12 protein-coding genes are annotated in these 13,538 nt (G+C 63.2%); 5 read left to right on the top strand and 7 right to left on the bottom strand.

The window, feature by feature from the left end:
- Positions 1 to 169 precede the first annotated feature (169 nt).
- Both AO356_RS02955 and AO356_RS02950 read left to right on the top strand, forming a co-directional pair.
- Positions 170 to 1,093 (top strand): chemotaxis protein CheV, encoded by a 924-nt coding sequence (locus AO356_RS02955; RefSeq protein ID WP_053120553.1) that lies wholly within the window; start codon positions 170 to 172, stop codon positions 1,091 to 1,093.
- A 71-nt stretch (positions 1,094 to 1,164) separates the two neighbouring features.
- Positions 1,165 to 1,974 (top strand): MOSC domain-containing protein, encoded by an 810-nt coding sequence (locus AO356_RS02950; RefSeq protein ID WP_060738513.1) that lies wholly within the window; start codon positions 1,165 to 1,167, stop codon positions 1,972 to 1,974.
- Between the two features lie 212 nt (positions 1,975 to 2,186).
- On the opposite strand, the gene AO356_RS02945 is transcribed toward AO356_RS02950, so the two are convergent.
- The 6 genes from AO356_RS02945 to AO356_RS02920 form a co-directional block, all read right to left on the bottom strand.
- Positions 2,187 to 2,471, bottom strand: coding sequence for a pyrimidine/purine nucleoside phosphorylase (locus tag AO356_RS02945; RefSeq protein WP_003183665.1), 285 nt, complete (start codon positions 2,469 to 2,471; stop codon positions 2,187 to 2,189).
- Between the two features lie 93 nt (positions 2,472 to 2,564).
- The gene (locus tag AO356_RS02940; protein ID WP_060738512.1) at positions 2,565 to 3,107 is read right to left on the bottom strand and encodes an exonuclease domain-containing protein; all 543 of its coding nucleotides are present in this window, start codon (positions 3,105 to 3,107) and stop codon (positions 2,565 to 2,567) included.
- Positions 3,108 to 3,169: 62 nt separating this feature from the next.
- Positions 3,170 to 5,140: an acetyl/propionyl/methylcrotonyl-CoA carboxylase subunit alpha gene (locus tag AO356_RS02935; RefSeq protein WP_060738511.1), complete on the bottom strand. Its 1,971-nt coding sequence runs from the start codon at positions 5,138 to 5,140 to the stop codon at positions 3,170 to 3,172.
- Between the two features lie 121 nt (positions 5,141 to 5,261).
- Positions 5,262 to 6,419, bottom strand: coding sequence for a citronellyl-CoA dehydrogenase (gene atuD, locus AO356_RS02930; RefSeq protein ID WP_060738510.1), 1,158 nt, complete (start codon positions 6,417 to 6,419; stop codon positions 5,262 to 5,264).
- 26 nt (positions 6,420 to 6,445) lie between these two features.
- The gene (gene atuC, locus AO356_RS02925; RefSeq protein WP_060738509.1) at positions 6,446 to 8,062 is read right to left on the bottom strand and encodes a geranyl-CoA carboxylase subunit beta; all 1,617 of its coding nucleotides are present in this window, start codon (positions 8,060 to 8,062) and stop codon (positions 6,446 to 6,448) included.
- Between the two features lie 166 nt (positions 8,063 to 8,228).
- Positions 8,229 to 10,019: an acyclic terpene utilization AtuA family protein gene (locus tag AO356_RS02920; protein WP_060738508.1), complete on the bottom strand. Its 1,791-nt coding sequence runs from the start codon at positions 10,017 to 10,019 to the stop codon at positions 8,229 to 8,231.
- Between the two features lie 180 nt (positions 10,020 to 10,199).
- On the opposite strand from AO356_RS02920, the gene AO356_RS02915 reads away from it, so the two are divergent.
- The 3 genes from AO356_RS02915 (at position 10,200) to AO356_RS02905 (ending at position 12,802) form a co-directional block, all read left to right on the top strand.
- Positions 10,200 to 10,826 carry a TetR/AcrR family transcriptional regulator gene (locus AO356_RS02915; protein WP_060738507.1) on the top strand — a complete coding sequence of 209 codons (627 nt, stop codon included), beginning with the start codon at positions 10,200 to 10,202 and terminating at the stop codon, positions 10,824 to 10,826.
- Between the two features lie 115 nt (positions 10,827 to 10,941).
- Entirely contained in the window at positions 10,942 to 11,718 is a 777-nt protein-coding gene (locus tag AO356_RS02910; protein WP_060743063.1) for a substrate-binding periplasmic protein, read from the top strand.
- Between the two features lie 70 nt (positions 11,719 to 11,788).
- Positions 11,789 to 12,802 carry a GNAT family N-acetyltransferase gene (locus AO356_RS02905; RefSeq protein WP_060738506.1) on the top strand — a complete coding sequence of 338 codons (1,014 nt, stop codon included), beginning with the start codon at positions 11,789 to 11,791 and terminating at the stop codon, positions 12,800 to 12,802.
- Positions 12,803 to 12,911: 109 nt separating this feature from the next.
- On the opposite strand, the gene AO356_RS02900 is transcribed toward AO356_RS02905, so the two are convergent.
- A complete protein-coding gene (locus AO356_RS02900) occupies positions 12,912 to 13,460 on the bottom strand; it encodes an RNA polymerase factor sigma-70 (RefSeq protein ID WP_024619408.1) in 549 nt (182 codons plus the stop codon).
- Between the last annotated feature and the right edge of the window lie 78 nt (positions 13,461 to 13,538).

The following is a 13,538-nucleotide window of genomic DNA, read 5'->3' as shown; positions in this document are numbered from 1 at the left end:
ACCGGAGTCGCGCAGCGGGATAAACAGCAGATGAAATCGTGAAGCCAGTAAAACATGATGTTAATGTGATATCAATTCCCCACTTGTATTTTAATCCGGGGTCAAGAATCGGTTCGTGCAGCCGATATCGGTTTTATTGGATTCATCCGAACAAGCCCAGGAGTCATCGATGGCCGGCATTCTCGACACAGTAGATCAACGAACCCAACTGGTGGGTGAGAATCGCCTGGAAATTCTCATGTTTCGCCTGGCGGGTCGGCAGTTGTTTGCCATTAACGTATTCAAGGTCCAGGAAGTCCTGCAACTGCCGAAGTTGACCCTGATGCCGCAACGTCACCCGTTCGTGTGCGGCGTGGTCAATCTGCGAGGCCAGACGCTGCCGGTGATCGACCTGTCCCAGGCCATTGGCATGCGTCCGCTGGTGCCGGGCGCCAACAGCACCATTATCGTGACCGAATACAACCGTTCGGTTCAGGCGTTCCTGGTGGGCGGCGTCGACCGTATCGTCAACATGAACTGGGAAGCCATCCTGCCACCGCCGACCAGCGCCGGCCGCGAGCACTACCTGACCGCCATCAGCAAGGTGGACGATCAGTTGGTGGAAATCATCGACGTGGAAAAAGTCCTGGCCGAAATCGTGCCGTACAACGCCAAGGTCTCCCGGGACAAACTCGAAGACCCGGTGCTGGAGCGTGCCCGTGGCCGCGAAGTGCTGCTGGTGGACGACTCCAACGTCGCGCTCTCGCAATTGCGCGACACCCTCGGTCAACTGGGCGTGAAAATGCACATCGCCAGCGACGGCCTGAAGGCCCTGAACATGCTCAAGGCCTGGGCCGATACCGGCGAGGTCATGACCGACAAATTGTTGATGATCTTCACCGATGCCGAAATGCCGGAAATGGACGGCTACCGCTTGACCACTGAAATCCGCAACGACCCGCGTTTGCGTGGGCTCTATGTCGTACTGCACACCTCGCTGTCCGGCAGCTTCAACGATTCGATGGTCAAGAAGGTCGGTTGCGACAACTTCCTCTCCAAATTCCAGCCGGACAAGCTGGTCGATGTGGTGCGCCAGCGGCTGATGCTCGACTGAACCCGATGGTGGTTTGCTTCAATGGCCGGCTCGTATAAGGTGGCATTTTTTTGCCACCGGGGAAGTTGACCATGTTGCGGCTGAGCGCTCTGTATCGGTATCCGTTGAAGTCCGGCAAGGGCCAGCCCCTGCAGCAGATTGGCCTGGACAAGCTAGGGCTGGACGGCGATCGGCGCTGGATGCTGGTGGATGAGGGCACGGGGCGGTTCCTGACCCAGCGCGCCGTGGCGAAGATGAGCCAGCTTTCGGCCTTGTGGAACGAGGCGGGTGGCCTGACGCTCAGCGCGCCGGGCCATGGCGCCATCGATGTGCCGCTGCCACCCACCCAGCAAGAGCAGCGGCGCGGTGTGATCATCTGGCGTGACACCTTGCGTGTGCCGGATGCCGGTGATGAGGCGGCGGCCTGGGTCAGCGAATTCATCGGCAGCCCCACGCGGCTGGTGCATGTGCCGGTGGAACTGGCGCGCACCACCGCCGCCGGTTATGGCAAGGATGACGACAAGGTCGCCTTTGCCGATGGTTTCCCCCTGCTGCTGATTGGCCAGGCCTCATTGCAGGACCTGTCGACCCGGGTCGGCCGCTCGCTGGAGATGTTGCGCTTTCGTCCCAACCTGGTGGTGGAGGGCAGCGAGGCGTTTGCCGAGGACGGTTGGAAGCGTATTCGTATCGGCGAGGTGGAGTTCCGGCTGGTCAAGCCCTGCTCGCGTTGCATCATGACCACGGTCGATCCGCACACCGGCGAACGCGATCCGAATCGCGAACCCTTTGCCACGTTGCAGCAATACCGTTCGACGCCGGACGGTGCGATGTTCGGCCAGAACCTGGTCAACGACAGCAACGGTCGGCTTGAAGTCGGCATGCCGGTTGAAGTGCTCGAATAAAAAGAACCGTGAACAAAAATGCCCGTGTCCAATGACCCGGGCATTTTTGTTTATCTGGCAACAGCTTTTCTAGCTTTTGTGGCGAGGGAGCTTGCTCCCGCTGGGCTGCGAAGCAGCCCCTCTTGCTAACCGCAGGGGACGCTGGCGCGTCCAGCGGGAGCAAGCTCCCTCGCCACAGGGGTAACTGTGTCCCCGCTTTGCAGTGCGCCGAATCAGCCGCGATATTCACACAGGTAAGCGGTGTCGACGGCCACTTTGAGCTGGAACTTGCTGTTGGCCGGTACATTGAACTGGCTGCCGGCCGCGAAGGTTTCCCAATCGGTGCTGTCGGGCAGCTTCACGGTCAGGGCGCCGGAGACGACGTGCATGATTTCCCGTTGGGCCGTGCCGAACTCATATTCGCCCGGAGCCATGACGCCGATGGTCGCGGGGCCTTCGGCAGTGCCAAAAGCGATCGACTTGACGGTGCCGTCGAAGTACTCGTTGACTTTAAACATGGGCGATTCCTCGAAAAAGGGGCTGAAAAAGGCCGGCCAGTATGCACAAGGCTGCAACATTCGTCATCTGCCGCGCCGGGAGGTGGACGCCGCTCAACCCGGAAGCACCAGGGGCAACAACCGCGCGGTATTGCGGGCATCTTCCAGGGCGCGGTGCTGTTGCCCGCAAAATTGCAGGCCCGCCAGTTGCAGCGCGCCATTGAGCCCTAGCGGTCGTTCCAGTCGACGGGCCTTGGCGAAGCGTTGCTTGAGGTTCATGTGCGACACCTGGGCGAGGACACTGTGCAACTGCTGGCGTTGCCATTCCTGAAGCAGTTGCTTGCGGTCGTAGTCGCCCCAACTGACCCAGCTTTCCAGCTTCGGATGATACGGCGCCAGCCAGCGCTCGAATGCCGGCCAGACCTCGGTCAAGGGCGCGGCGCCGTCGATATTGGCCTGGGTGATGTGGGTCAGTTCGCGACAGAAAGGCGTGAGCAGCGGTCGTCTCAGGGGCCGCACGAAGCGCTGGAAATGATCCACTTCGCGGCCGTCACGACTCACCAGCGTGGCGCCGATCTCGATAATTTCCATTTCGGTTACCGGCCAGCCACCTTCATCGGTGGTGGCCTCCAGATCAATCACCAGCCAGTGAGGCATTGCAGTGTTCCCGGTATCGGCGTGCTGATGGGTTTGAGCGTAGTCAAACCCCAGGCATCCGACTAGTGGGCTGTTTCAATGCGCAACAAAACCTGGCGTTTTCTCACCTGATCACCCCGTGTAGCCTGCAGTTGCCTGACCACTCCGTCGCTGCCTGCCTTGAGTGGGTGCTCCATTTTCATCGCTTCGAGCACCATGAGCAGTTGGCCTTGGCGCACCGGGCTGCCTTCGCTGACCAGTACCTCGACAATGGCACCGTCCATGGGCGCCAGGAGTGTACTGGCACCGGCACTGGCCTTGCTGGCGACCGGGGCCAGGGTCCGGTCTTGCAGGTGCAGGCCGCCGGGGCGGGTGGACAGCCAGAGATCATGGCCTTCGAGGTGCCAGGCGTGGCGCTGGCCAATCCCGTCGATGACCAGTGTTGCGCCCTGCGCATCAACGTCGAGCAGCCTCAGTTCGATCAAGCGCCCGTCACTGCGGATGTTCAGTGTCCCGTCGGTTTCGGTTTCAAGGCTCAGCACCCAGTCGCGCTCCCCGACGCCGATCCGATAATGCAGCGCCGTGCCGATGCTGTTGCGCCATCCGCCCAGGCCGGGTGCATGCCGTGCCTGCGATGCCTGATAAAACGCCGCCGTGGCGATGGCCAGTTGTTCGACCGAGGGCTCAAGGGGCAGAAGCGCCGCATGATTGGCAAAATGCTGGCTGATGAAGCCGGTGTTGAAGTCGCCGTCGATGAACCGTGGATGCGCCAGCAAGCCGGCGAGCAAGCGCTGGTTGCTCTGGACCCCAAGCAGCACGCAATCCTCCACCGCTCGCAACAGTTTGCGGCGTGCTTCGTCGCGGGTGGCGCCGTGGACGATGAGTTTGCCCAGCATCGAATCGTAGAACGGCGTAATGGCCTGGCCCTGCAGCAGGCCATGGTCGACTCGCACACCGTCGCGGATGGGGGGCTCCCAGCCAACCAAGCACCCGGTCTGGGGCAGGAAATCCGCCGCTGGGTCCTCGGCGTACAACCGCACTTGCAGGGCATGACCGCTGAGCGTCACCTGCTCCTGGCACAGGGGCAGCGGCTTGCCGGTGGCGACGTCCAATTGCCAGGCCACCAGGTCCAGGCCGGTGATCGACTCGGTGACCGGGTGTTCGACCTGCAGGCGTGTGTTCATCTCCAGGAAGTAAAACCGACCGTCCGCCGCGAGCAGGAATTCCACGGTCCCGGCACCGACGTAATTCACTGCGTGCCCCGCCGTGAGTGCTGCCTCGCCCATGGCCCGGCGCAGGTCGGCGGTCATGACCGGGCAGGGCGCTTCCTCGATGATTTTCTGGTGGCGCCGCTGGATCGAGCAGTCCCGTTCGCCCAGATGGATCAACTGGCCGTGGTGGTCGCCGAAGATCTGCACTTCCACATGCCGCGGATCGATCAAGGCTTGTTCGAGGATCAACTCGTCGCTGCCGAAGCCGTGCAGGGCTTCCGAGCGTGCGCTGCGCAACTGCTCCAGCAGGTCCTCGGCGCGCTGGACCAGGCGCATGCCGCGGCCGCCGCCACCGGCACTGGCCTTGATCATCAGCGGGTAGCCGATGCGCCCGGCTTCGCGCTGCAGCGTGTCGTCGTCCTGGGCGGCGCCCTGGTAACCGGCGATGCAGGGAACACCGGCTTGGATCATGGCGATTTTTGCGCGGCGCTTGCTGCCCATCAACTCGATGGCCTCGGGGCTGGGGCCGATGAAAACCAGGCCAGCCTGCGCGCAGGCATGGGCGAACCGCGCATTTTCCGAAAGAAAGCCGTAGCCGGGGTGGATCGCATCGGCGCCGCTGCGCCGGGCCGCCTCGAGAATGACCCGGGGGTCGAGGTAGGACTGCTGCACCGGGGCCGCGCCGATCAGCACGGCTTCATCGGCCATGCGCACGTGCAGCGCATCGGCGTCGGCCTCGCTGAACACCGCCACCGTGCGATAACCCAGGGCCTGGGCGGTGCGCTGGATGCGACAGGCGATTTCGCCGCGGTTGGCGATGAGGATTTTGCTGAAGGCGGGCATGGGGGCATTCCTGGGGTGTGGTGTTTGTTCGGGCCTCATCGCGAGCGAGCTCGCTCCCACAGTGAGTGGTGAAAATGTGGGAGCGAGCTTGCTCGCGATAGCGGCCTGTCAGGCACACCGCTCACTTGTTCTTCCCCGGCAAAATGCCCATGAGCTTGCAGATGATGCCCAGCATGATTTCGTCCGCGCCGGCGCCGATGGACACCAGCCGTACGTCGCGATAGGCGCGGGCGACCGGGTTGTCCCACATGAAGCCCATGCCGCCCCAGTATTGCAGGCAACTGTCGGTGGTTTCCCGGGCCAGGCGCCCGGCCTTGAGCTTGGCCATCGACGCCAGTCGCGTGACGTCCTGGCCGTGGATGTACTGCTCGGTGGCCTGGTAGACCAGCGCCCGCAGGGATTCGATTTCGCTGGCCAGTTCCGCCAGGCGGAAGTGGATCACCTGGTTGTCGATCAGGGCCGTGCCGAAGGTCTTGCGCTCCTTGCAGTACTCGATGGTGCTGTCGATGCAATGCTCCAGGCCCTTGAGCATGTTGGCCGCGCCGAACAGGCGTTCTTCCTGGAATTGCAGCATCTGCATCATGAACCCGGCACCTTCCTGGCCGATGCGATTGCGTTGTGGCACCCGCACGTCGTCGAAAAACACCTGGGCGGTTTCCGAGCTGCGCATGCCGAGTTTGTCCAGATGCTGGCCGAGGCTGATGCCGGCGCTGCGCATCGGCACCATGATCAGCGATTTGTTGACGTGGGGCTTGTCGTCCGAGGTATTCGCCAACAGGCAGATGAAATCAGCGCTCGGCGCATTGGTGATCCACATCTTGCTGCCGTTGATGATGTAGTCGTCGCCGTCCTTGCGTGCCGTGGTCTTGAGGCCGGCGACGTCGGAGCCGGCACCGACTTCCGAGACGCCGATGCAGCCCACCTGTTCGCCGCGAATGGCCGGGCGCAGGAACGCTTCGCGCAACTCGTCGGAGCCGAAACGGGCCAGGGCCGGGGTGCACATGTCGGTCTGCACGCCGATGGACATCGGCACGCCGCCGCAATGAATAGTGCCGAACTCCTCGGCCGCGACGATCGAATAGCTGTAGTCCAGGCCCATGCCGCCGAAGGCCTGCGGCTTGGAAATACCCAGCAGGCCCAACTCGCCGGCCTTGCGGAAAATCTCGTGGATGGGGAAACGCCCGGCCCGCTCCCATTCGTCGACGTAGGGATTGATGTCGTGGTCGACAAACTGGCGGACGGTGCGTCGCAGTGCTTCGTGTTCCTGGGTGAAGATCATTTTTATTGTTCTCCTGGAGGTTGCGCTCAGAAGCGGGCCACGCCGAAGCTGTTGGCTTGCAGTGGCCGCTGCTCGGCCTCGTGACAGATGTCCAGCAGCAAGCCCAGCAAGGTGCGGGTGTCGCGCGGGTCGATGAGCCCGTCGTCCCACAGGCTGGCGCTGCCGTAGAGGGCGGTGGATTGGCTGTCGAGTTTCTGCGCGGTGGTTTGCTCGAGCAGGTCCAGCATCTTCGGGTCGGGGCTCAGGCCGTTCTTGAGTTGCGTGGCCTCCGTGACCATCCGCAGGACCTTGCCGGCCTGGGCGCCGCCCATCACGGCGGTGTGGCTGTTGGGCCAGGCGAAGATGAAGCGCGGGTCTAGCCCGCGGCCGCACATGGCGTAGTTGCCGGCACCATAGGAGCCGCCCACCACGACCGTCAGCTTGGGCACCCGGGCATTGGCCACGGCCTGGATCATCTTGGCGCCGTGCTTGATCACCCCTTGTCGCTCCGACTCGGTGCCGACCATGAACCCGGTGGTGTTGTGCAAGAACAGCAGCGGCGTGCGGCTTTGATCGCATAACTGGATGAACTGCGCCGCCTTGGCCGCGCCCTGTGGCGTGATGGGGCCGTTGTTGCCGATCAGGCCGCAGGTATGGCCGCGAATGTGCAGGTGGCCGCAAATCGTCTGGGTGTCGAATTCGCTTTTGAAGGCCAGGAAATGCGAGCCGTCGGCGATGCGGGCGATGATTTCCCCTACGTCATAGGGTTTCTTCGGGTCGTCGGGCACCAGTCCCAATAATTCGTCGGCGGGGTAGAGCGGCTCCGTCCAGGTCCGTTCGGGCTGTGGCGGCAATTGTGCATTCCAGGGCAGCAGATCGAGGATTTCCCGGGCCAGGCGTATGCCATCGGCGTCGTTCTCCGCCAGGTATTCGGCAGTGCCGGCCACCTGCACGTGCATCAGCGCACCGCCCAGTTCCTCTTCGCTGGCCACTTCGCCGGTCGCGGCCTTGAGCAACGGCGGCCCGGCCAGGAACAGCCGCGCCTTGTCGCGCACCACCACCACGTAATCCGACAAACCCGGCTGATAAGCGCCGCCGGCCGTGGCCGAGCCATGCACGACGGTGATCTGCGGCAGGCCCATGGCCGACATACGTGCCTGATTGGCGAAGCAGCGCGCGCCTTCGACGAAAATCTGCGCCGCGTAATTGAGATTGGCGCCGCCACTTTCGGCGAGGGTGATGACCGGCAGTTTGTTTTCCATGGCGATCTGTTGCAGGCGCAGGGTCTTGTGCAAACCGCTGGGGGAAATCGTGCCGCCCTTGATCGCGCTGTTGTTGGCCACCACCAGTGCCCGCACCCCGGACACATAGCCGATCCCGGCGATCAGGCCGCCGCCGGCCTGGCTGCCGTCCTTGTCGTCATGGAGTTTGTAGCCGGCCAGGCTCGCCAGCTCGAGGAACGGTGCGCCGGGGTCCAGCAGCAAGTTCAGGCGCTGGCGTGGCAACAGTTGGCCGCGCTGGTCGAACTTGTCCTGGGCCTGGGCGGCTTTCGCCAGCACGGCCCGTTCGAGTTGGCGCAGTTGTTCGACACCGGCCAGCATCGCCGCATGGTTGCGTGCGAAGTCAGCGCTGTGGGGATCCAGGTGCGATTCGATGACCGGCATGCACACTCCTCGTGTTGGAACGGATCAGAGACCCCCTGTGGCGAGGGAGCTTGCTCCCGCTCGATTGCGCAGCAATCGCAAAAACCGGGGTCGCTGCGCAACCCAGCGGGAGCAAGCTCCCTCGCCACAGGGGCTGCTGATCGTTTATTTGCCATGGCGACCGCCCTTAGCCGACCTGATCGGCAATGTGTTGCGGCACCGGTATCTGAATCTCCAGCAACTGCTGGGCGAACGCCTTGCCCTGGGGATCGATGCGCAGGCTGGCGACACCGCCGCCACCGAGGGCGTTTTCCAGCAGGAAATTCAAACTGTGGGTGCCCGGCAGGTACCAGCGTTCGACCCGGCCCAGCAGCGGGTCGAGCACGTGGCTCATCCAGTCGACCATCACCTCCGGGGTCAGCGCCTCGGCGATCCAGGGCAGGTATTCGGGTTCCCGGGCGATCACGCCAATGTTGCTGTGGTTGCCCTTGTCGCCGGAGCGCGCCACCGCCAGTTTGATCAGCGGCACGCTGGCGTCGGCCCGGCCCTGGGGTTTGGGCGGGGCCGGGGCGATCGGCAGATCGGTGGTGTGCAGCGGTTCGAAAGCGGGCAGGGAGCAAGGGTGGCGCTGGCCGTCGAGTTCGATGGCGAGCCGACAGGTGGTTTTGTCGATCAGGAACGAGAACAGGTGAATCAACGGCGACACCGTCGGCCGGCCACCGACCAGGCCGGTCAGTCCCGGCGCCATGCCAGTGGCGGCCTGGGCGATTTCCCTGGAAAACAGCACCAGCGGCTGTTTATCCGGGTGCCGTACCGCCAGCTTGATCACCACCTCACGGCTGTCCCGGCGCTGGCCGTGCTGGCCATAAGTGGCTTCGCTGCCCAGCAGTTCGATGTTCACGTCGCTGTAGGGCGCCCAGCCACGTTGACGCAACAGCTGTGAGGTCTTGGCGACGATCGCCTGGCTGACCCGTTCAGCCTTGGCCACCGCATCGATGCCGGCGATCAGGCAGGTGGCGGTGCAGCGCCAGCCGTCCAGCCAAGTGGCGCAGACCTTGTACCGGTCGCCGGGCGGCAGGCCCCTGGCCCCATGGACGCGCACGGCGTGCTTGCCCTGCTGGGTCAATCTGACCTGGCTGAAATCGCAGATCACGTCGGGCAGCAGGTAGCCTTGCGGGTCGCCGATTTCGTAGAGCAACTGCTCGCCGACGGTCAACGGCGTAACCAGCCCGCCGCTGCCTTCGGTCTTGGTGACAATGAACGGGCCATCGGCGCTGACTTCGACGATGGGAAAGCCGATGTGCTCATAATCCGGCACTGCCTGCCAGTCGGTAAAATTACCGCCGGTGCACTGGGCGCCACACTCGATGAGATGCCCCGCGAGCGCGGCCTGGGCCAATCTGTCGTAATCGTCCCAGGCCCAGCCGAACTCATGCACCAGGGCGGCGCTGACCACGGCACTGTCCACCACGCGGCCAGTGATCACCACATCGGCGCCCAGGCGCAGCGCCTCGACGATGCCGGGCGCGCCGAGGTAGGCGTTGATGGACACACACGCGGGAGGCAGGGGCTCGCCGCTGAACATCTCGCCGATGCCCTGGGCGGCGAGCCGTTCGTGTTGCGGTTGCAGGTCATCGCCCAGCAGCACGGCAATCTTCAGTGCTACGCCGGCCTGATCGCAGGCTGCTTGCAGAGCCTTCGCACAGGCCTGGGGATTGACCCCGCCGGCGTTGCTGATGACGCGGATCCCGTCGTCATGCAAGCGCTGAAGCAGCGGGGTGAGGACCTCGATGAAGTCCGTGGCATAGCCGCTCGAAGCATCTTTCAGGCGCGCCCCGGCCATGATCGACATCGTGACTTCGGCCAGATAGTCGAACACCAGGTAGTCCAGCGCACCGCCCTCGACCAGTTGCGCCGCCGCGGTGCAGGTGTCGCCCCAAAAGGCGCTGGCGCAACCGATTCGGATCGTTTTGGGCATGGCGTTCCCTCCGGCAAAGGTGGCTCGAGACTACCAAGCAAGCGCTTGGTTTGTAAACGGCCGCCGGTTCTTCTGGCCGAGCGCTTGCTTGGTTGCTTCGCTCGGCTTAAATTGCCCGCGCCACCGATGGTTTGCTGTGCAGTGGCGGCGCGTTGGTTGATCGACTGTAGGAGAGAATGGGTGGACGAGCAAAAAGCCCTGGGCGTGATGCGTGAGCTGGTCGACAACGGGCAACTGACCGACCCGGACAGTGCGCGCGGCAAACTGCTCCAGACTGCCGCCCACCTGTTTCGCAACAAGGGCTTCGAGCGCACCACGGTGCGCGACCTGGCCAGCGCCGTGGGCATCCAGTCGGGCAGCATCTTTCACCATTTCAAGAGCAAGGACGACATCCTGCGGGCGGTGATGGAAGAAACCATCCGCTACAACACCGCCTTGATGCGCGCGGCCCTGGCCGAGGCCGACAACGTGCGCGAGCGGGTGCTGGCGCTGATTCGCTGCGAATTGCAGTCGATCATGGGCGGCACTGGCGAGGCCATGGCAGTACTGGTCTATGAATGGCGTTCGCTCTCGCCGGACGGACAGCGGCACGTGCTGGCCCTGCGTGATACATATGAAGACTTGTGGCTCGAGGTCTTGGGCCAGGCCAAGGAGGCCGGGTATATTCGCGGGGACGTGTCCATTACCCGGCGATTCCTCACGGGGGCGTTGTCCTGGACCACTACCTGGTTTCGCGCCGAAGGCAGCCTGAGCCTCGATGAACTGGCCGAGCAGGCCTTGATCCTGGTGCTTGAAGAAAAACAATAATCGAGCGGCGCTTTAAATGGCCGCATGGCTGGCTAAGCGGCTGAAACCGCCTAGCTTGATTGTAGTGATGGGGACTTTTGGGGAGTGGGTTATCTTGACGTTTTCGCCGATGGGGATGACCTCCCGTGTGCTGCTGGCCACTCTGGCCGTTTTCCTGGCGTTGCCGATCGAGGCGGCGCAACTGGTGCGGATCGGCGCGGCACACTTTCCACCCTATACCGTTCGTCCCGAGAACGGTGCCGACACCGGCCTGCTGCCGCAGATGGTGGAGGCCTTGAACCAGTCGCAAAGCGACTATCAGTTCATCCTGGTGCCGACGTCGATCCCGCGCCGGTTCAATGATTTCAAGCAGGGCCGGGTCGACATGGCCATTTTCGAGAACCCCGAATGGGGTTGGCAGGATGTGCCGCACACGTCGGTGGACATGGGCCTGGAGGATGCGGAAGTTTTCGTCGCCCAGCGCCAGCCGGAGCGCCAGCAAAGTTATTTCGCCGACCTCAGGGGCAAGCGCCTGGCGCTGTTCAGCGGTTATCACTACGCCTTTGCCGAATTCAACGCCGACCCCAAGTTTCTCGCCGGTCAATACAACGCCACGCTGACGTATTCCCACGACAGCAATCTGCTGATGGTCTTGCGCGGGCGGGCGGATATCGCCCTGGTGACCCGTTCGTACCTCAACGATTACGTGTTGCGCAATCCCGAAGTCGGCCCGCAGCTGCTGGTGTCTGAGCGCATCGATCAGGTTTACCACCATTACGCGCTGATCCGGCCACAGGCGCCCATTTCCAGTGAAGCGTTTGCACAGTTGCTGCAAACGCTGCGGGATAACGGTCAGATGCTGAAGATTTTCCAGCCCTACCAGATCCAACTGGTCTCCACGCATGCCCATTGAAGGCGACCCTAAATTTCCCGCCCCGGCTCACGTCACACGTTGACTACCGACGAATACGCGAGCCGCTCCCATGTCCAACCTCAACCACCCGACGACGCTGCCCTTGCCCGGTGGCCGTCGTCTCGGCGCCGATGAAACCGAACGCCACCTGAGCCTGATGCTCGAAGGTGCGCCGCTGATCCGGCTGCGCCTTGTGCGCGGCCCCGAGTTGCATGTGCATTTGCAGGAAATCAACGACCGCCCAGTGGGTCCGGCGCTATGGGCGGCCTGCTATTGGCTGTTTGCCCGCGATCCCGAGTGTCAGCACCTGACCTGGCACCTCGACGAGCGCCCCGGCGAAGCCTTGCTCAGCGGTTTATTGACGGTCACGGAGCGTGCCGGTGAATACCGTTGCGAGCGCACGATGTTCTGGCAGTTGCCGCAGCCCTGGCTGGGGGAGTCGTTCAGCGGCAGTTACCCGCAACAGATGGTCATCACCGATGGCCGCCGCCATCCGCGCCGGCCCATGAAGCCGCGTGGCGAGGTGTATCGACGTTTCGATGCGCGGCTGGGGGCCTGGGTGTCCTTGCGCACCCTGGAAATCGAGCAGGACCTGGAGCGTTTCAACCGCTGGCAGAACAGCCCGCGAGTGGCGAGCTTCTGGCAGGAGGAGGGCAGCCTGGAACAGCATCGCGAGTACCTGGGCAAGCTGCAGGCCGATCCCCGGGTCTTGACCCTGATCGGTTGCTTCGATGACCAGCCGTTCGCTTACTTCGAAGCCTATTGGGCCAAGGAGGATCGGATCGCGCCGTTCTATGAAGCCGACCACTACGATCGCGGCATCCACATGCTGGTGGGCGAAGAGCAGCACCGCGGGCCGCACAAGGTGGCGAGTTGGTTGTCGGCGCTGGTGCATTACCTGTTCCTGGACGACCCGCGCACCCAGCGCGTGGTCGCCGAGCCCCGGGCCGACAATGCGCGGATGATCGGGCACCTGCACAACCAGTGCTTCCATTGTGAAAAGGAATTCGATTTCCCCCACAAGCGCGCGGCGCTGATGATCCTGGGGCGTGAGCGGTTTTTTGATCGGTGTGGGTTGATGTAAGGCCTTATGGCCTCATCGCGAGCAAGCTCGCTCCCACAGTTTTGGGGTCACTGAAGATCCGCTGTGGGAGCGAGCTTGCTCGCGATAAGGCCGGCAAAACCACCACAAGTCAGCGCCGGGCGAAAGTATCCCCCCGAACCCCCGACACCTTGCGGCAATGCACCAGTGCGTCACGGATCATGAAGTTCACCAGGGTCGGCGAGACCCCCAGTTCCTTGGCGATGTCCTTCTGTGGCACGCCGTGCAGGCGGTACATCTCGAAGGCATAGCGGGTACGGCTGGGCAGTTCGGTCAGCGCGTCGGCGATGTGCTCCAGCGTCGAGAAGTTGATATGGGAGGTTTCTGGCGAAGCACCCTGGATCACCACGTTCAACCCTTCCTCCTCCGGCCCCGAGTATTTCTGTTCCAGCGCCTGCTTGCGGTAGTGGTCGATCGCCAGGTTGCGCACGATCTGGAACAGATAACTGAGCTGCGCCTTGAACGAGGAGGTGATCTGTGGTGCCGATTGCAGCCGGAAAAAGGCGTCCTGCACCACATCTTCCGCGCGGGACCGGCAACCGGTAATGCGCGCCGCGATCTTGACCAGGATCAGTCGGTTATCGACGAACGCCTGGAGTAACGGTGAGTCGCACCTGCTTGTGGATACTTGTTCCGTCATGGAATTCACCTTGCTGCAAAAAGTTAGCGGGACGTCCGGATGCCGGACCCGTCCTACACATCGAGCGCCAAATTAGGC

The organism is Pseudomonas fluorescens (genome assembly GCF_001307275.1).
In the GTDB taxonomy this organism is placed as follows: domain Bacteria; phylum Pseudomonadota; class Gammaproteobacteria; order Pseudomonadales; family Pseudomonadaceae; genus Aquipseudomonas; species Aquipseudomonas fluorescens_AA.
Note: the sequence above shows the minus strand (reverse complement) of the source record. Positions and strands in the feature narration are given on the sequence as shown.